Origin of the sequence: Streptomyces roseolus (genome assembly GCF_014649855.1) — a bacterium.
GTDB classification, from domain to species: domain Bacteria; phylum Actinomycetota; class Actinomycetes; order Streptomycetales; family Streptomycetaceae; genus Streptomyces; species Streptomyces roseolus.
Map to the genome: position 1 here is coordinate 126,269 of NZ_BMTV01000002.1, position 17,841 is coordinate 144,109.

The following is a 17,841-nucleotide window of genomic DNA, read 5'->3' on the forward strand; positions in this document are numbered from 1 at the left end:
GGCCTTTCTGGACCCGCAGGGCGGGCAGGTGCCCCGCCCCGGCGCCCGTGTGGGCAGGCGTCCCGCTGGGGGTCCCCCTGGACGAAGTCCTCGGGGGAGGGACGGGCGGGCACACGGGACGGCGCGCTGAGCCGCGCCCAGGCTCACGCGCCTGAACCCGCACCCGCGGTACGGCGCGGTACCGGTGCGCGTCCAGGCGCGGCAGCGCGACGCCCGCTCACCGCAACGCCGGCATGCGACGCCCGTCCTCCAGCGTGGCCCTCAGCTCCGCCCGAGCCCCTGCCCCCGCCTTCGCCGCAAGCGTCGCCCCCTCGGCGCGGGCCGTGACCCCACCCGTCACCTCGACCGACGCCACGTCCGGCCCGCCCGCGGCCAGCACGTACCAGCCGCCGGCCGGCGCCTGCCACAGCGCCCCGGCCAGCACCCTCGGCTCCCGCACCCCGCACGCCGGCACGTCCTGCGCGCGGGCGGCCGGCGCGGCCGGGACCTTCGGGTCCGGCGACAGGAACTGGGCGAGGACCCGGCTGCCGGTGCCCCGCCAGGTCTCCGCCCGGGTGCACACCCAGGCCGCCCGCCCCGCGCCCTCCGGCAGCGACTGCCGGGCGAACCGCCAGGCCCGCACCGAGCCCACGCCCTGCCCGAGCACCGTCGTCAGCTGGCACGCCGTCCGCGCCCACACCGCCCGCGCCTCCCGGCCCGTCGCGTCCACCGGCGCGCCGGGCGGCCCCCACAGCAGCCGGGCCGGCACCAGCTCGCCCAGGTCGCCGAGCAGCCGGCCGCCGGAACCGTCCGCCACCTGGAGGGTGTTCCACCGCGCGCACCCCTTCGCGAGCGCCGGGCTCGGCACCGCGTCGGTCACCCCGTGCGCGTCCCGCCCCAGCGCCCACGGCGCCTTGCCGGGCATCAGCAGGTCCCGTACGGCCGTCCCGGTCACCCAGGGCGCGGTCAGGTAGCGCACGTTGCCCGCCGCCCGCGTCACCACGACCGCGCTCGCCCCAGGCCCCTCCGCGCCGTCCGCGCGGGCGAAGTCGAGGGCGGCGCCCGCCGTCCCCTCCACCGGCTCGGCGTACCGCACGATCCGCAGCCCGTCGTGGAAGAGCACCACCCGGGCCGCGTCCACCCGCCCCGCGAACAGCAGCTGGGGCGGCCCCATCGGCGGCCCGACCGGCGTGCCCGGCGTCGCCGAGGACTCCACCGCCCCGCCGGGCCGCGCCCACACCGCGAGCGCCCGCCGCAGCAGCGGCGCGTCCCCGGTGAGCTCCCCGCGCGCCGGCCACACCGAGAAGTCCCGCCGTACGGCCCCGGGCCAGACGGCCGGCGCGACCCGCTTCACCTTCGCCGGGTCGAGCGCGGCCTCGGCGGCGGGGTTGCGGGCGTAACTCGGCGCCGCAGCACCGTTTCTGCCCCAGCCGTCACCCGGCAGCCCGAGCAGCGCCCCGCACACGAGCAGCGCCACCGCCCCCACCAGCACCGCCCGCCCGTGCTGCCGCCGCCGCAACAGGTCCCCGGGCCGCGCCTGGAGCGTGCACGGGTCGAACTCCGGCGACTCCAGCAGCGAGGCCCCGCCGAGCCGGGACGCGGGGGAGGCGGGGGAGGGCGCCGCGGGAGGGGCCGGCGTCCGCCCGGGCCCCGCCTGCGCGGCGACCCGCTCGGCGGGCCCCGGAACCTCCCCCTCCTCCAGCGCGGCCAGCTCCGCCAGCGCGGACTCCGGATCCGCGGCACCCGCCGCGGCCAGCACCCGGAGGACCTCCGCGTCACCCTGCCGCTCCAGGCCGCGCAGCACGTACGCGGCGCGGGCCGCGGCGGAGAGCCCGGCGAGCAGCTGGTCCAGGGCGAGTTCGTCCGCCCCGCCCGCCCGGGGGAACAGCCGCAGCCCCCACACCTGCGGCAGCAGCGGCGGCAGCTGCGCCCGGCGCGGCACGGCGAACCGCCGCAGCGGCAACCCGGCGACCAGCGCCTGCCGCAGCACCTCGCCCCGCACGTACGCGTACCCGGGATCCACCGCGTCCTCGGGCCGCCGGGCCTCCGGCACGGCGGGACCCGGCACCCGCCGGCGCGGCAGCGCCCGCTGCACCAGCGCGTGCGCGGTCAGCACCCGCCGGTTGCGGCCCATCGCCGGCGGCAGGACGAGATAGGCGATGCGTACGAGCCGCGGATAGCGCTCGACGAGGGCGGCCTCGGCCTGCTCGACGTCGACGGGGCCCACGGGCGAGGGAACGAGATCCTGGGTGCTCACGTTCAGCAGAACGAGCGATTCTTGCGATGGTCACCCCGGCCGGACCCGCGCACCGCCCGGCCCCTCCGGGCCGCCTCAGGCCGCGTACGCCGTCAACCGCTCCCGGAGCAGCGCGATCGTCCCGTCCGGCACCCCGAGCCCGTCCCGTACGTACGCCTCCATCGAACCGTGCCGCCGCGCGACCTCCTCCAGACCCGCGTCCAGGTACTCCGGCAGCACCCCGACCATCGCGAGCGCCAGGTCCGGGTCGCCGCCCTGGGTGACGAAGCCCTCGATCATCGGCGCGAACGCCTGCCGCACCGCCGGGTTCACCGCCAGGTACTCCTCCCGCACGGCCGCCTCGTCCGCGCCGAGCAGCGTGAGCACCACCGTCGCCGCCCAGCCCGTGCGGTCCTTCCCGGCCGTGCAGTGGAAGAGCAGCGCCCCGGCCCCCGGCGTCGCCAGCTCGACGAGCAGGGCGCGGTAGGAGGCGCGGGCGGAGGGACTGCCGACGAAGGCCCGGTAGGTCCCCCGCATCGCCTCGATGATCCGCCCGCCCCCGAGGTGCCGCTCGGCGAGCGCCGGGTCGGTGAGCAGCGTCTTCAGCCGCGCGGCCGGCGGGAGCCCGCTCGCCGCCAGATGGTCGGCGAGCACGTCCGCGACGAGCAGCCGGGCACCCTCCGGCAGCCGGTCGGGCCGGTCGGCGCGCTCGCCCGCGGTCCGCAGGTCGACGACGGTCCGCAGCTTCAGCGCGGCCACCGCCGGCTCGTCCGGTTCGAGCCGGTCCAGCTGCGCCGACCGCAGCACGAGTCCGTCCCGCACCGACCGTCCGGCCCCCAGCGGCACCCCGCCGAGGTCCCGGAGATTGGCGACGGAGGCGGCGGCGATCGCGGGCATGGGCGGTACTCCTCCGAGGGGACACGGCACTCTCACCCGACCGTAACGGCCGGAACCCCACTCGGCACCAGCAGCCGAAGTAGTCCGTTCCGTACCACCGGGAGGCGGTCTGTCCGGCCGCGACGCCGGGTGACAGCATGTCCCCGATGACGCACTCCCTCTCGCCGCTGCGCGCCCTGAGAGCCGCCCTGTTCGCGGTCGTGTGCGTCGTCCTGGCAGCGGTGGGGCATTCGTCCCTGTCTGCCCATGCGCTCGACCCGTCCGCCCTCCTCGCCGCCTTCGCCGTCACGGCCGCCGGCGCCTGGTGCGCGGCCGGCCGCCGGCGCGGCCCCGTCGCCTGCGCGGCCGGCCTGCTGGCCGCCCAGGGCGCCCTCCACCTGACCTTCTCGCTGACGGGCGCCCACCCGGGGTCCGCCACGGCGACCGCGCCGGGCCACGGGGCGCACGCCGCACACGGGGCGCACGCGCACGGGGCACCCGCCGCCGCGCCCGACGCCCTCTTCGACGGGGGTGTCGGCATGCTCGCCGCGCACCTGCTCGCCGCGCTGGTCTGCGGGCTGTGGCTGGCGCGCGGCGAGGCCGCGTTCTTCGCGCTGGCGGAAGGGGCGTCCAGGCCGCTCCGGCGGCTGTTCACCGTGCCCCTCGGGCCCGTCGCCGTCCCCGGTGACCCGCGCCGCCCGGTGCGCCGGCCGCGCCGCGGCGCCCGGCGGCCGCACGTCGTCGTCCTCGCCTCCGTCCTCTCCCGGCGGGGGCCGCCCCGCCGGCCCCTCACCCGCGCCACGGTCCTCGGTCCGCTCGTCTGACGCCGCCGGGGGCCGCTTCCCCCTGCCCGACGGCAGGCCCCCGACGGACCCTCACGAGACTCCGAGGACAGACATGACCATCGACGATCCCGCACGCCCGGACGCGGCCGAGACGGCCGACACGGCCAAGGTGGCCGAGACGGCCAAGACGGCGAAGACAGCCAAGGTGGCCGAGACGCCCGACGCGGCCGAGGCGGCGAAGACGGCCGAGGCGGCCGAGGCGCCCGATATGCCCGATACGCCCGAGGCGCCGGCCTCCCCGCCGTCTCGCCCCGGTGCCTGGACCGCCCTCCGGCCCCTCCTTCTCCGGCTCCACTTCACCGCCGGCCTCCTCACCGCCCCCTTCCTCCTCGTCGCCGCCCTCAGCGGGCTGCTCTACGCGCTGTCCTTCCAGGCCGAGAAGGCCGTGTACGCGCACGAGCTCTCCGTACCGGCCGGCGGCGCCGTCCTCCCGCTGGACCGCCAGACGGACCTCGCCCGCGCGGCGAACCCGGACGGCACCGTCACCGCCGTCTGGCCCGGCGCCGAACCGGGCGCGACCACCCGCGTCCTGATGGCCGACCCCGACGCCCCCGAGGGCACCTCGCTCGCCGTCTTCGTCGACCCGTACACGGGCGAGGTGCGCGGGCAGCTGCCCAGCTACGGCAGCAGCGGCGCCTTGCCGCTCCGCACCTGGATCGACGGCCTGCACCGCGACCTCCACCTCGGCGAACCCGGCCGGATCTACAGCGAACTCGCCGCGAGCTGGCTCTTCGTGCTGGTCCTCGGCGGCCTCGCGCTCTGGTTCGCCCGGCGCCGCACGAAGCGGCGGGCGCTGCTGCTGCCGGAGCGCGGCCCCACGTCCCGCCGCCGCACCCTCTCCTGGCACGGCTCGGTCGGCCTCTGGGCCGCCCTCGGCCTGCTGCTCCTCTCCGCGACCGGCCTGACCTGGTCCCGGTACGCCGGCGAGAACATCGGCGCCCTCCAGGACGGTCTCGGCGGCGCCACCCCCACCCTGTCGGCCGGCATCGAGGGCGGCACCGGCGGCGCGGGCGGCGAGCACGCGGGTCATGGCCCCGGCCACCAGCAGGCCGACCCCGCCCCGGCGCCCACCGCCGACATCGGTCTCGACCGGGCCGTCGCCGCCGCCCGCGCCGCCGGGATCGACAGCGCCTCCATAGCCGTCACGCTGCCCGCCGAGGGCAGCGGTTACGTGGTGAAGGAGACCGACAAGCAGTTCCCGGTCGAGCTGGACCAGGTCGCCCTGGACCCGGCCGACGGCACCGTCCTCGACCGGCTCGCCTTCGCGGACCACCCGCTCCTCGCGAAGCTGACCCGGATCGGCATCGACGCCCACACCGGCGTCTTCCTGGGCCTGTTCAACCAGCTGGCGCTCGCCGCCCTCGCCCTCGCGCTGATCCTCATGATCGTCTGGGGCTACCGCATGTGGTGGCTGCGCCGCCCCCGCCGGCCGGTCGGCCGGGGCGCCTGGCGGAAGCTGCCGGTGACGCTCCTGCTGCCGCTCGCGGCGACGGCCGCGCTCCTCGGCCGGTTCGTCCCGCTGCTCGGCGTCAGCCTGCTGCTGCTCCTCGCGGCCGAGGTCGTCCTCGCCCTGGTGAACCGGCGGGCGAGGACGCGCTAGCCGCCGTTCAGGGCAGGTACTTGTAGCCGACCCGCCGCACGGTCTGGATCGTGCGGCGGTGCTCGGCGCCCAGCTTGCGGCGCAGCCGGGCCACGTGGACGTCGACCGTCCGCCCGTCGCCCACGTGCCCGTACCCCCACACCGTCTGCACCAGCTGGTCGCGGGTGTGCACCCGGTACGGGTGGGCGACGAGGTGGGCGAGGAGTTCGAACTCCAGGTACGTCAGGTCGAGCGCCCGCCCGGCGACGGTGGCGATCCGCCGCTCGTCGTCGATGGCGACCGGCCCCTCGGCCCCGGCCGGCGCGGGCGCGGGCGGTTCCTGCTCGGCGGGCAGCAGCACCAGGTAGCCGACCATCGGCGGCCGGCCGGGCAGCGTGGGCAGGGCGTGCGGAGGAGCGGGCAGCAGGGTGGCGCCCGGCGGCAGGAAGTCGGCGACCCGGGCGAGCCCGGCGACCTCGTCGGGGGCGACGGCGCGCAGCCGGGGGCGGGCGGCGGGGGAGAGCGGGGCGGCGGCCTGGATCTGGGCCATGGGAGGTCTCGGCTTTCTCGCGTGAAGAAACGGACGGACAGGTGTCGTACGTCACTGCGCGTCGGCCGAAGGCCGCGGACCGGACAGGTCTCCGGTCGGGGTTTTAGAGGGCCGACGCGTTCCTCACGCGCCGACAGCACCGGTCGTAGTCGTGGTGCTGGCGGGAAGGCCAGAACGGCTCGAGGTCGTGGCGACCCCGCGCGCTGTCGTTCCGCTCCGTGCTGGCCATATCCCTATTAAACCAGGAGGGAACGCCGGAGCGAAGGGGTGTCCACGGGAAGAGACGCCCGCCGGACGACGAGGCGCCCGCCGGACGCGAAGGTGCCCGCCGGGCGAACCGGCGGGCACCTCGACGGAACTGGCGGGCGATCAGACCTGGCCGGCCTTCGCGAGCGCCTCGCAGCAGGTGTCCACCAGGAGGCGGGTCACCACGTACGGGTCGACGTTCGCGTTCGGACGGCGGTCCTCGATGTAGCCCTTCTGGTCCTGCTCGACCTGCCACGGGATGCGGACCGACGCGCCGCGGTCGGAGACGCCGTAGGAGTACTGGTCCCACGGGGCGGTCTCGTGCAGGCCGGTCAGGCGGTCGTCGATGCCGGCGCCGTAGTTCTTGACGTGGTCGAGCGGCTTCGAGCCCTGGCCCAGCGACTCGCAGGCGGTGATGATCGCGTCGTAGCCCTCGCGCATCGCCTTGGTGGAGAAGTTGGTGTGCGCGCCGGCGCCGTTCCAGTCGCCCTTCACCGGCTTCGGGTCGAGCGTCGCGGCGACGTTGAAGTCCTCGGCCGTGCGGTAGAGCAGCCAGCGGGCGACCCACAGCTGGTCCGAGACCTCAAGCGGCGCCAGCGGGCCGACCTGGAACTCCCACTGGCCGGGCATGACCTCGGCGTTGATGCCGGAGATGCCCAGGCCCGCCTTGAGGCAGTTCTCCAGGTGCGCCTCGACGATCGGACGGCCGTGGATCTCGTCCACGCCGACGCCGCAGTAGTAGCCGCCCTGCGGGGCCGGGAAGCCGTTGACCGGGAAGCCGAGCGGACGGGTGCCCTCGAAGAAGGTGTACTCCTGCTCGATGCCGAAGATCGGCTCCTGCGCGGCGTACTTCGCGGCGACCTCGGCGAGCGCGGCACGGGTGTTGGACTCGTGCGGCGTCATGTCCGTGTTGAGGACCTCGCACAGCACCAGCACGTCGTTGCCGCCGCGGATCGGGTCCGGGCAGGAGAAGACCGGCTTGAGCACGCGGTCCGAGGCGTGGCCCTTGGCCTGGTTGGTGCTGGAACCGTCGAAGCCCCAGATCGGCAGCTCCGCCAGCGGCAGCCCCTCGCCCGCGATGATCTTCGTCTTGGAGCGAAGCTTCGCGGTCGGCTCGGTGCCGTCGATCCAGATGTACTCAGCCTTGAAGGTCACGGGGTCATCCTTAGGGCGTGGCGTGCTGCTGCGGGTGTCGTCCGCGGCGGCTCGCGGCGCTGCGAGAAGCTGCGGGGCGGCGCCGAACGTCCGGCCGGTGACCCGGCCCGCCGCCCGTGGCGCCTTCGTGTGACCGCAGCTTCGCAACACGGGATTTCCCGGTGGTTGCCCGTTTGTGAACCCCGTGTTACTCAGCCTTCCCGTGACGCGCGCGCCGCCCGTGCGAGGCCGTGCGCGTCGAGCAGCGCGCCGAAACCGGCCGACCGGATCCGCCGGACCAGCTCCTCGCCCGAGACGCCCAGCGCCTCGGCCGTCCGCCCCGGGTGCCAGTCGCAGGACGCCAGCCGGCGGAGCAGGTAACCCCTCCTGACCTGCGCGTCCGAGAGCCGGAACGTCTTCAGGTACGCCGTCCGCCCCTTGCGGTCGGTGATCAGCTCGCCGATGTGCTGCTCCCGCCCGTCCCGCAGGAACGGCGGCAGGAAGCGGTACAGGGAGAAGGACCCCATTCGGTACGCCCGCTCGAAGGCGTACGGCGTCTCCAGGAGGTCCCGCGCCATCAGCCCGTCGTGCGCCACCGCCCAGCGCCGCTCCTGCTCCCGGGCCGCCGCCCGCAGGTCGGCGAGGTCCCGGACACCACCGGCGCCGTCCCGGATCCGGGCCGTGAACTCGGGCACCGGAGCGCCGTAGTGCGCGTACTGGTGCACCAGCTCGCCGTACAGGTCCTCCACCAGCGTCGGATGCAGCAGCCGGTAGTCCTCCGGATGCGGCACGACGAAGGCGGCGGCCAGCGCGTCCGCCGCGTACACCAGCACCCCGCACTGGCCCGGATGCACCTCGAAGACCCGCAGCGCCTCCGCGAGCCCCGGCACGTCCACGCCCGCGTACGCCGCCTCGGCCCGGGGCGAGAGGCCCCGCCGCAGCGCCTGCCGCGACCACTCCTCCCACAGCACCGTCGGCCCGCCGAAGTGCAGCGACAGATAGCCGTCCAGGGCGAGGTGGAGCGGCAGGAACCGCAGCCGGCGCTCGCCGCGCCGCCGCTTGGCGAGCCGGTGGTGCGGGGCGCGCACGGGCACGACGGCCGCCGGCCCGTCCCCGAGCCGCGTCCCGTACGCCGCCTCCTCGCGGCCCGACCCCGACCAGTCCGCGACGAAGCCGTGCGGGACGTACGAGGTGAGGACGGTGCCGTCGCCGACGTCCACGGCGTCGCCCCCGGACCCGTCCACGGCCAAGCCCGGCGCGTCGTACACCTCCCGGCGCAGCCGCAGCCCCGCGACCGGCTCCTCCCGCACCAGCGGCACGAGCCGGATCCCGCCCCACACCTGCGCGGCCCGCACGCCGAGCCCGGTGAGATCGATCCGGGTCACCGCCCCGCCCCCTTCTCGTGCCCCGCGAGGAAGTCCGCCACCCGCCGGTCCAGATAGGCGCGCAGCTCCGTCAGGCCCGTCCGCCCCTCGGCGAACCCGGCGATCTCCACGAGCGCCGGCAGGTCCTCCGCGTCCCGGATCCCGACGGCCGGCACCGAAGGACCCAGCCGGCGCACGTCGAACGCCCCCGCGTCGTATACGGGGTTCACGTGCACGGCCGCCGTCCGCCGCTCCGGGTCGAGCCGCGACCGCCACACCCGCAGCACCTCGCCCGCGAGGCCCGGCGGCGCGTTGTCCCAGCCGTCCGAGACGACCACGAGCCGCTCGGGCCGGCCGTCGAGCGCGTCGAGGATCCGCAGCCCCAGCGGAGTGGGCCCGTACGGCCTGACCAGCAGCGGATCCGTACCGCCCGAGGTCCACAGGCCGGCGTACGCCCCCGGGGCCGCCAGCGCCTCCAGGAGGAAGTGGCAGCCGAGCGCCACCGCCAGCGGCCGGCGCCGCTTCACCCCCGAACCCGACGAGGAGAAGCTGTCGTCGAGGACGGCCGCGACCCGCCCCCAGCTCCCCGCGTACGGCCCCGCCGCCCGCCGCGCCGCCGCCCGCAGCGCCCCGGTCAGCTCGGCCCGCCGCGCCGCCCGCTCGGCGAACGGCAGCGCGAGCACGTACAGCGCGAGCCGGGTCAGCGGCATCACGGCCAGGTCGGAGGCGCCCGCGGCCCGCCCGGCGGCCCGCTCGCTCCGCAGCCGTTCGAGCCGGGTCATCCGGGGCGCGATCCGCTCCAGGAACACCGCCCGGTCCACCCCGTGCCGCGCCGCGAACCCCTCGGCGGCCGTGAACGGCAGCTCGTACAGCGCCTCCTCGGCGAAGTGGGCCCGCCGGTACGCCTCCAGGGTCCGGTTCGCGTACCGCGCCCGGCGCCCGGGCGCGAAGAGGAAGTCGCCGGTCTCGGCGTCGGCGGGCGGCAGGTGCGCGTGCTTGAGGGCGGCCTTGACCCCGGGCCGGTACTTCACGGCGTCGAGCGCCGGATCCGGCCGGGCGGCCAGCCACTCCCGCATGATCGCGCGCGTGCGCCGGTTGTTCACCCCGGCCTCCCGCAGCGTCCGGAACAGCCGGTAGACCCGCTGCGGCGCCATCCGCGCCAGCCGGGCCGCGACCAGGCGCCCCTCCCCGTCGCCGGCCTCGCCCGGCGTCCGCAGCAGCTGCTCGACGACGAGCGCGGCGTTGTGGTCGTTGATGTCGAGCGCGAGGCACGCCGCGTACAGCGGGCGGTAGTTGACCCGTACGTACGCGTGCAGGAAGGCGAGCGACAGCCGCTGTTCGGCGGCGGAGGACCGGAACTCCCGCTGCCCGGTCGCGGTCACGGCCGCGTTGACGAACAGCAGCACGTCCTCCGCGGCGACGAGCTCGGACACGGCGCCCCCTGTCTCTCGCGTGTCGGGGTGCCGGCCGGGGAGAGGGAGCACGATCAGCGAAGACGTTGCTTGACGAGGCAGGTATCGGAAGTCGTACCGAAGTCCCGCGGCCGGCACCCGAGCACGCTAGACGCCGCGGACCCCCCACCGCCACCGCTTTCCCCTCGCTCCTACCGCCACCGCCATCCCCGTCGCTCCCACCGCCACCGCCATCCCCCTCGCCCCCTCCACCACCGCTTTCCCTCACCCCCGCCACATCCCTCCCCCTCACCCCCTCCGCCACGGCTTTCCCCCCGCCCCCCGCCACCGCTTTTTCCCGCCACCCCCTTCGCACGGCAGACTGCCCCCATGGCCACGCACAGCACCCTCCCCACCCCGCCCGCCCTCCCCGACCGCCCCCGCATAGGCCTCCTCGGCACGGGCCCCTGGGCCGCCCGCACCCACGCCCCGGCGCTCGCCGCCCACGAGGGGAGCGCGTTCCACGGGGTGTGGGGGCGCCGCCCGGAGGCCGCCGCCGAACTGGCCGCGGCCCACGGCACGCGCGCGTACGACGACCTGGACGCCCTCCTCGACGCCTGCGACGCCGTCGCGATCGCCCTGCCGCCGGACGTCCAGGCGCCGCTCGCCGCCCGCGCCGCCCGGGCCGGCTGCCACCTCCTCCTCGACAAGCCGCTGGCGACCACGGTCGAGGCGGCCCGCGAGGTCACGGAGGCGGTGGAGGAGACGGGCGTTGCCTCGGTCGTCTTCTGCACCCTGCGCTTCGCCCCGGAGACGGCCCGCTGGATCGAGGAGCAGCGGGCGACGGGCGGCTGGTACGTGGCCGAGGCCCGCTGGCTCGGCTCCCTCTACGCCCCCGGCGCCGACAGCCCGTACGCGGCGAGCCCCTGGCGCCGCGAGAAGGGCGGCCTCTGGGACGTGGGCCCGCACGTCCTGTCGGTCCTCGTCCCGATCCTCGGCGACGTCACCCGGGTGCGGGCGGCGAAGGGCCCGGACGACACCCACCACCTGATCCTCGGCCACGCGACGGGCGCGAGCAGCACGGCCACGCTCACCCTGAGCGCCCCGCCGGCGGCGGCGGGCGCGTCCCTCACCCTCCACGGCACGGCGGGCAGCGCCGCCCTCCCGCCCTGGAACGGCGCCCGGCCCGCCTACACGGAGGCGATCACGGCCCTCCTCGCCGCGGCCCGCACCGGCACCCCCCACCCCTGCGACGCCCACTTCGCGCTCCGCCTCACCGAACTCCTCACGGAGGCGGAGACCCGGGCGACGGCCCCCTGAGCGCAGGCCGCCCCGGCGGCTAGCCCCTTCCCAGGGCGTCCCGGACGGCCTCCTCGGTCCGCGCGACGACGGCGGTGCCGTCGTCGGCGGTGACGATGGGCCGCTGGATGAGCTTCGGGTGGGCGGAGAGCGCCTCGATCCAGCGCTCCCGGTCACCCGGCTCCCGCCCCCACTCCTTCACGCCGAGCTCCTTGGCGACGGCCTCGCCGGTCCGCGTGATGTCCCACGGTTCGAGGCCGAGCCGCCCGAGCACGTCCCGGATCTCGTCGGCGGAGGGCACGTCCTCCAGGTACCTGCGGACGGTGTACTCGGCCCCCTCCGCGTCGAGCAGGGCGAGGGCGCCGCGGCACTTGGAACAGGCGGGATTGATCCAGATCTCCATCCCCCCAAGTTACCCCCGGACCCCGTCCGACCAGGCCCGATTGTCAGTGCCCCGCACTAGAATGGGAGTCGAAGCAAGGGCCCCGGGGAGGGGCCCCGCCACCGTTCGCCAGGAGGTAGCCCATGGCAGTCGCCGTGATCCGCAGGCCGTCCATCGAACCCTTCACGCCCGTCCAGAAGAAGGCCCTTCCGGCCGGTCGCCCCCGCGAGTGGTACGTCACGCACAACCGCCGCCTGAAGGCGATGCGCCTCGCGATCGCGCTGCTCGACTCCGGCGTCTACGTCCCGAGGAAGGCGACGAACGCCGCCATCCGCACCATGGCCGAGCGCATAGGCATCCACCCGCCCTCGAACCTCACCTGCCGCATGGTCCGCACCCTCATCCGCGACAAGGCCGCCTGACGCGGCGAAGGCCGCCGCCCCGGGATACGGGGGCGGCGGCCTTCGTGATGATACGGGGTGCCTCGCGGTTTAGAGGTCGTAGTAGAGCTCGAACTCGTGCGGGTGCGGGCGGAGCTGGATCGGGGCGATCTCGTGGGTGCGCTTGTAGTCGATCCACGTCTCGATCAGGTCGGAGGTGAAGACGCCGCCGGCCTGGAGGTACTCGTTGTCCTCCTCCAGGGCCTTGAGCACGGCCTCCAGGTTGGTCGGGACCTGCGGGACGCTCGCGTGCTCCTCGGGGGCGAGCTCGTACAGGTCCTTGTCGATCGGCTCCATGGGCTCGATCTTGTTCTTGACGCCGTCGAGGCCCGCGAGGAGGAGGGCGGAGAAGGCGAGGTACGGGTTCGAGGACGGGTCCGGCGCGCGGAACTCGACGCGCTTGGCCTTCGGGTTCGAGCCCGTGATCGGGATGCGCATGGCGGCGGAGCGGTTGCGCTGCGAGTAGACCAGGTTGACCGGCGCCTCGAAGCCCGGGACCAGGCGGTGGTAGGAGTTCACCGTCGGGTTGGTGAAGGCGAGCAGCGACGGGGCGTGCTTGAGGATGCCGCCGATGTAGTAGCGCGCGGTGTCCGACAGGCCCGCGTAACCGGCCTCGTCGTAGAACAGCGGGGCGCCGTTGGACCACAGCGACTGGTGGACGTGCATGCCCGAGCCGTTGTCGCCGAAGATCGGCTTCGGCATGAAGGTCGCGGACTTGCCGTTCCGCCAGGCGACGTTCTTGATGATGTACTTGAACAGCATCAGGTCGTCGGCCGAGGCGAGCAGCGTGTTGAACTTGTAGTTGATCTCGGCCTGGCCGGCGGTGCCCACCTCGTGGTGCTGGCGCTCGACCTGGAGGCCGACCTTCTCCAGCTCCAGGGACATCTCGGCGCGCAGGTCGGCGAAGTGGTCGACCGGCGGGGCCGGGAAGTAGCCGCCCTTGTAGCGGACCTTGTAACCGCGGTTGTTCTCCTCCGCACCGGTGTTCCAGGCGCCGGCCTCGGAGTCGATGTGGTAGAAGCCCTGGTTCGCCGAGGTCTCGAAGCGGACCGAGTCGAAGACGTAGAACTCGGCCTCGGGGCCGAAGTACGCGGTGTCGGCGATGCCGGTGGAGGCCAGGTACGCCTCCGCCTTCTTCGCGATGTTCCGCGGGTCGCGGCTGTACGCCTCGCCCGTGATCGGGTCGTGGATGAAGAAGTTGATGTTGAGCGTCTTGTCGCGGCGGAACGGGTCCAGACGGGCCGTCGACAGGTCGGCGCGCAGCGACATGTCGGACTCGTGGATGGCCTGGAAGCCGCGGATCGACGAGCCGTCGAAGGCCAGCTCCTCGGACGGGTCGAAGGCCGTCGCCGGGATCGAGAAGTGCTGCATCACGCCGGGAAGGTCGCAGAAGCGGACGTCGACCATCTTGACGTCTTCGTCCCTGATGAACTTCGCGACTTCTTCGGCGTTCTGGAACCCGTGCTTGGACATCCAACTCCTCCTACTCCCGGCCCGGGGAGGGGCGGGGTTGCAGCTCGGTGATGCACCAGTGCGGTGGCGCACGCTCGGACCCGACCCTAGGCAGTCGGGATTTCTCAAGCATGACCCATTTGTTTCGTCGAAGTTAACCGGGGCGGGTGGCGCCCCTCCGTGTCGCGCCCCATCCGCACCCGGACCGAAGTGATCGAAAACGGGCGCAGTACCGTGGTCGGGTGGACAACAGGCAAGCACTCGGATCGTGGCTCTCCGGCCCCCGTGCCGCGGCGGAGCAAGCAGGCGTGGACTTCGGTTACCGGGGGCAGCAGCTGGGCCTCCCCGAGGAGGGCCCCGGCTCCATCGCCCGCCCGGGCGCGCGGCTCGGCGCGCTCGCCGTCGACTGGGGCCTGTGCCTGCTGATCGCATACGGTCTCATCACCGACGGCTACGGGCAGGCGACCAGCAACTGGGCCCTGCTCCTGCTCTTCGCCGTGAACGCCCTCACCGTCGGTACCGTCGGCGCCACCCCGGGCAAGCTCCTCTTCCGGCTGCGGGTCGTCTCGGTGGCGGGCGGCCGGCTCTCGCTGCCCCGCGCCGTGCTCCGCGCGGCCCTCACCTGCCTGGCGATCCCCGCCCTGGTCTGGGACCGGGACGGCCGCGGCCTCCACGACCGCTTCTCCGGCGCCGTCCAGGTGCGGGTCTGAACCGGGACGGGGAAGAGCCGTAGAAGCAGGAACCGGAAAAGGCGGTGCCCCGGACCTCGCGGAGGTCCGGGGCACCGCCTTTTCCGGTTCTTCGTGCGTGTCAGCGCATCTTTCCGCCGCGCGGCATCTTCATGCCCTTGGGCATCGGGCCCTTCGGCAGCGGCATGTTGCTCATGAGGTCGCCCATCGCCCGCAGCCGGTCGTTGGCCGCCGTCACCTGGGGGCCGCTGAGCAGCCGGGGCAGCTTCAGCATCTTGGTGCGGACCTTCTTGAGCGGGACCTGGCCCTGCTCCTCGTCGTTGCCGACGATGATGTCCGTCACCGGCACGTCGACCAGGATGCGGGCCATCTTCTTCTTCTCGGCCACGAGGAGGGGCTTCAGCCGGTTCGGGTTGCCCTCGCCGACCAGGACGATGCCCTGGCGGCCGACGGCCCGGTGCACCACGTCCTGGCTGCGGTTCATCGCGACCGCCGGGGTGACCGTCCAGCCGCGCCCGATGTTCTGCAGCACCGCCGCGGCCGCGCCCGGCTGGCCCTCCATCTGTCCGAAGGCCGCCCGCTCGGCGCGCCGGCCGAAGACGATCGCCATCGCCAGGAGCGCCAGGACGAAGCCCAGGATGCCCAGGTAGACCGGGTGTCCGATCAGGAAGCCGATACCGAGGAGGACACCGAGTACGACGATGCCCACGCCGGCGACGACGAGCCCGACCTTGGGGTCGGCCTTCCGGGTCATCTTGTACGTGAGGGCGATCTGCTTCAGTCGCCCGGGGTTCGCGGCGTCAGCGCCGCCCGTGTTTGCCTTCCTCGCCATGCCTTGAAGTCTACGTGGCCCGGGACGTCCGGCCCGACGCGGCCTCCAGCACGTGCTGGGCCTCCATGCGGTCCTTGGCGCGGCGGCGGTCCTCCAGGACGGAGGTCCAGGCGTTGCGCCGGGCGGTGCGCTGGCCGGCGCCGAGGAGCAGGGCCTCGACGGCCCGGAGGGCGCCGGTGACGGACGGGAGGGCACTGACGCGGACGTGCGTCGACGCGGCCGGCATGTGGGGTCCTCTCTCGGGGCGGGTGAGACGAGGTGGGGGGAGCGAGCGGTGGTGGCGGTGCGTGGGACCATGCTCACAGAACGGTGTTACCAGGGCATGACCCGACGGTCAAACCCTGATGAAACGCCGATGAGAGCCGCCCGGACGGCGGAGCGGCCCGTACGGCCCCGCTGAACTGCGGGGCCGTACGGGCCGCTCCTTCCGTCGCTCGTACCGACGGGTAACGACGTGTGCGGGGGCTCACATGGAGACGCGCCGGCTCGGGCCGCCTGCACGGCCTCCACCGCCGCACCGCGCTTCTCGGAGCCCCTGGTCGCGCTCCGCCCCGCCGCCGCTCCGGCCGCGTGCCCGCCCTCGTTCCTCGGACGGGCCCGCGACCTACACTCCGGCTCGGCTGCGCTGCTCGACGGCCTGCTGGTACAGCCGGCCCGCGCGGTACGAGGAGCGGACCAGCGGGCCCGACATCACGCCGGAGAAGCCGATCGCGTCGGCCTCCTCCTTGAGCTCCACGAACTCCTGCGGCTTCACCCAGCGCTCCACGGGGTGGTGCCGGACGGAGGGGCGCAGGTACTGCGTGATCGTGATGAGCTCGCAGCCGGCGTCGTGCAGCTGCCGCAGCGCCTCGCTGACCTCCTCGCGGGTCTCGCCCATGCCGAGGATCAGGTTGGACTTCGTGACCAGACCGTAGTCGCGGGCCTGGGTGATGACGTCCAGGGAGCGCTCGTAGCGGAAGCCGGGGCGGATCCGCTTGAAGATCCGCGGGACGGTCTCGACGTTGTGCGCGAAGACCTCGGGGCGGGAGTCGAAGACCTCCTTGAGGAGCTCCGGCACCGCGTTGAAGTCGGGGGCGAGCAGCTCGACCTTGGTGCGGCCCGCGGCGCGCTCGGCGGTCTGCTGGTGGATCTGGCGCACGGTCTCGGCGTACAGCCAGGCGCCGCCGTCCTCCAGGTCGTCGCGGGCGACGCCGGTGATGGTGGCGTAGTTCAGGTCCATCGTGACGACCGACTCGCCCACGCGGCGCGGCTCGTCGCGGTCGAGGGCCTCCGGCTTGCCGGTGTCGATCTGGCAGAAGTCGCAGCGCCGGGTGCACTGGTCACCGCCGATGAGGAAGGTCGCCTCGCGGTCCTCCCAGCACTCGAAGATGTTGGGGCAGCCCGCCTCCTGGCAGACCGTGTGCAGGCCCTCGCTCTTCACGAGGCTCTGCATCTTCGTGTACTCCGGACCCATCTTCGCGCGGGTCTTGATCCACTCGGGCTTGCGCTCGATGGGGGTCTGGGCGTTCCGGACCTCCAGGCGCAGCATCTTGCGTCCGTCGGGGGCGACTGCGGACACATCGGCTCCTGTAGCTTCGATTCTTCGGCGCACACCAGGGTACGCCCGTTGCTTCCATGCCTTGCTACGTCTGGCCAACCCGTGGCCAGAGCTGGGCATTCCTCAGGCGGACGCCGTCTCCACCGGCCGCTCGATCTCGCGCGGCTTGAGCTCCGCGTTCTCCAGCACGTCCCGCAGGTGCTTCTCGACCACGGGGAGGACCTCCTCGACGGTGATGTCGCGGCCCAGCTCGTTGGCGAGCGAGGCGACGCCCGCGTCGCGGATGCCGCACGGGATGATCCGGTCGAACCAGGCGTTGTCCGGGTTCACGTTGAAGGAGAAGCCGTGCATCGTGACGCCCTTGGCGACGCGGATGCCGATGGCGGCCAGCTTCCGGTCCTCGCGGCGCTGGCCGGCGTTGGAGGGGGCGTACTCGGGGCCGTGCAACCGCGGGTCGAACTCCTCGTCCGTCAGGCGCGGGTCGAAGTCCAGCGAGAGGCCGCCGAGGGAGGGGCGCTGCTCGACCGGGTCGCCGAGGACCCAGACCCCGCTGCGCCCCTCGATCCGGGTGGTCGCCACGCCGAACTCGGCGGCGGTCCTGATCAGCGCCTCCTCCAGACGACGCACGTGCGCGACGACGTCCACCGGGCGGGGCAGCTTGAGGATCGGGTAGCCGACGAGCTGACCGGGCCCGTGCCAGGTGATCTTGCCGCCGCGGTCGACGTCGACGACCGGGGTCCCGTCGAGCGGGCGCTCGCTGTCCTGCGTGCGCCGGCCCGCGGTGTAGACCGGCGGGTGTTCCAGGAGCAGGCAGGTGTCGCCGATCTCGTCGGCGAATCGCGCTGCGTGCACCTCGCGCTGCTTGTCCCAGGCCGTCCGGTACTCGACGGCGTCCGTGCCGAAGCCCAGGCGGACGAATTGCAGCTCACTCACGGCCATGCCTCCTCCTGGGTGCCCGCGGCCGGGTTCCGGGGATCGTCCCGGGTGGGAGCCGGCCCGGCACCCTGCGT

The 17,841-nt window shown here is 74.4% G+C and carries 17 protein-coding genes; 5 read left to right on the forward strand and 12 right to left on the reverse strand.

Translation table 11 applies throughout. The features are described from left to right. Window positions 1–217: 217 nt before the first annotated feature. The gene (locus IE245_RS02655; RefSeq protein ID WP_373305252.1) at window positions 218–2,236 is read right to left on the reverse strand and encodes a hypothetical protein; all 2,019 of its coding nucleotides are present in this window, start codon (window positions 2,234–2,236) and stop codon (window positions 218–220) included. Window positions 2,237–2,311: 75 nt separating this feature from the next. After that, entirely contained in the window at window positions 2,312–3,112 is an 801-nt protein-coding gene (locus IE245_RS02660; protein WP_189945048.1) for a tyrosine-protein phosphatase, read from the reverse strand. Between the two features lie 146 nt (window positions 3,113–3,258). Between IE245_RS02660 and IE245_RS02665 the strand changes: the two genes are divergently transcribed. Next, complete coding sequence (locus IE245_RS02665; RefSeq protein ID WP_189945050.1) at window positions 3,259–3,915, forward strand: hypothetical protein; 657 nt, start codon at window positions 3,259–3,261, stop codon at window positions 3,913–3,915. Window positions 3,916–4,144: 229 nt separating this feature from the next. After that, entirely contained in the window at window positions 4,145–5,536 is a 1,392-nt protein-coding gene (locus IE245_RS02670) for a PepSY-associated TM helix domain-containing protein (protein WP_189945268.1), read from the forward strand. 7 nt (window positions 5,537–5,543) lie between these two features. On the opposite strand, the gene IE245_RS02675 is transcribed toward IE245_RS02670, so the two are convergent. The 4 genes from IE245_RS02675 to IE245_RS02690 all read right to left on the reverse strand — a co-directional run bounded on the left by IE245_RS02675 (window position 5,544) and on the right by IE245_RS02690 (window position 10,242). Beyond that, window positions 5,544–6,065, reverse strand: a complete 522-nt coding sequence (locus IE245_RS02675) for a winged helix-turn-helix domain-containing protein (protein WP_189945051.1) — start codon at window positions 6,063–6,065, stop codon at window positions 5,544–5,546. Between the two features lie 369 nt (window positions 6,066–6,434). Continuing rightward, window positions 6,435–7,466 carry a glutamine synthetase gene (glnII, locus tag IE245_RS02680; protein WP_189945052.1) on the reverse strand — a complete coding sequence of 344 codons (1,032 nt, stop codon included), beginning with the start codon at window positions 7,464–7,466 and terminating at the stop codon, window positions 6,435–6,437. A gap of 191 nt (window positions 7,467–7,657) precedes the next feature. After that, window positions 7,658–8,830: an ARPP-2 domain-containing protein gene (locus tag IE245_RS02685; RefSeq protein WP_189945053.1), complete on the reverse strand. Its 1,173-nt coding sequence runs from the start codon at window positions 8,828–8,830 to the stop codon at window positions 7,658–7,660. Then, on the reverse strand, window positions 8,827–10,242 hold the full coding sequence (locus IE245_RS02690; protein ID WP_189945054.1) for a hypothetical protein: 1,416 nt from the start codon (window positions 10,240–10,242) through the stop codon (window positions 8,827–8,829). The genes IE245_RS02685 and IE245_RS02690 overlap by 4 nt, the downstream gene beginning before the upstream one ends. A gap of 348 nt (window positions 10,243–10,590) precedes the next feature. On the opposite strand from IE245_RS02690, the gene IE245_RS02695 reads away from it, so the two are divergent. Continuing rightward, window positions 10,591–11,520: a Gfo/Idh/MocA family protein gene (locus tag IE245_RS02695; RefSeq protein WP_189945055.1), complete on the forward strand. Its 930-nt coding sequence runs from the start codon at window positions 10,591–10,593 to the stop codon at window positions 11,518–11,520. 19 nt (window positions 11,521–11,539) lie between these two features. Here IE245_RS02695 and IE245_RS02700 read toward each other — a convergent pair whose 3' ends face one another. Further along, entirely contained in the window at window positions 11,540–11,902 is a 363-nt protein-coding gene (locus tag IE245_RS02700) for an arsenate reductase family protein (protein WP_189945056.1), read from the reverse strand. A gap of 122 nt (window positions 11,903–12,024) precedes the next feature. Between IE245_RS02700 and IE245_RS02705 the strand changes: the two genes are divergently transcribed. Beyond that, entirely contained in the window at window positions 12,025–12,303 is a 279-nt protein-coding gene (locus tag IE245_RS02705; RefSeq protein ID WP_189945057.1) for a hypothetical protein, read from the forward strand. A 69-nt stretch (window positions 12,304–12,372) separates the two neighbouring features. On the opposite strand, the gene glnA is transcribed toward IE245_RS02705, so the two are convergent. Next, window positions 12,373–13,794, reverse strand: a complete 1,422-nt coding sequence (glnA, locus tag IE245_RS02710; protein ID WP_189945058.1) for a type I glutamate--ammonia ligase — start codon at window positions 13,792–13,794, stop codon at window positions 12,373–12,375. 221 nt (window positions 13,795–14,015) lie between these two features. On the opposite strand from glnA, the gene IE245_RS02715 reads away from it, so the two are divergent. Continuing rightward, complete coding sequence (locus tag IE245_RS02715; protein ID WP_189945059.1) at window positions 14,016–14,483, forward strand: RDD family protein; 468 nt, start codon at window positions 14,016–14,018, stop codon at window positions 14,481–14,483. 100 nt (window positions 14,484–14,583) lie between these two features. Here IE245_RS02715 and IE245_RS02720 read toward each other — a convergent pair whose 3' ends face one another. From IE245_RS02720 to lipB, 4 genes are all read right to left on the reverse strand, one after another. Further along, window positions 14,584–15,294 (reverse strand): DUF4191 domain-containing protein, encoded by a 711-nt coding sequence (locus IE245_RS02720; RefSeq protein ID WP_169085510.1) that lies wholly within the window; start codon window positions 15,292–15,294, stop codon window positions 14,584–14,586. A 10-nt stretch (window positions 15,295–15,304) separates the two neighbouring features. After that, on the reverse strand, window positions 15,305–15,520 hold the full coding sequence (locus IE245_RS02725) for an SCO2195 family GlnR-regulated protein (protein ID WP_189945060.1): 216 nt from the start codon (window positions 15,518–15,520) through the stop codon (window positions 15,305–15,307). 378 nt (window positions 15,521–15,898) lie between these two features. Continuing rightward, entirely contained in the window at window positions 15,899–16,852 is a 954-nt protein-coding gene (gene lipA / locus IE245_RS02730; RefSeq protein ID WP_189945061.1) for a lipoyl synthase, read from the reverse strand. 102 nt (window positions 16,853–16,954) lie between these two features. Next, complete coding sequence (lipB, locus tag IE245_RS02735) at window positions 16,955–17,764, reverse strand: lipoyl(octanoyl) transferase LipB (protein ID WP_189945062.1); 810 nt, start codon at window positions 17,762–17,764, stop codon at window positions 16,955–16,957. Window positions 17,765–17,841: the final 77 nt, after the last annotated feature.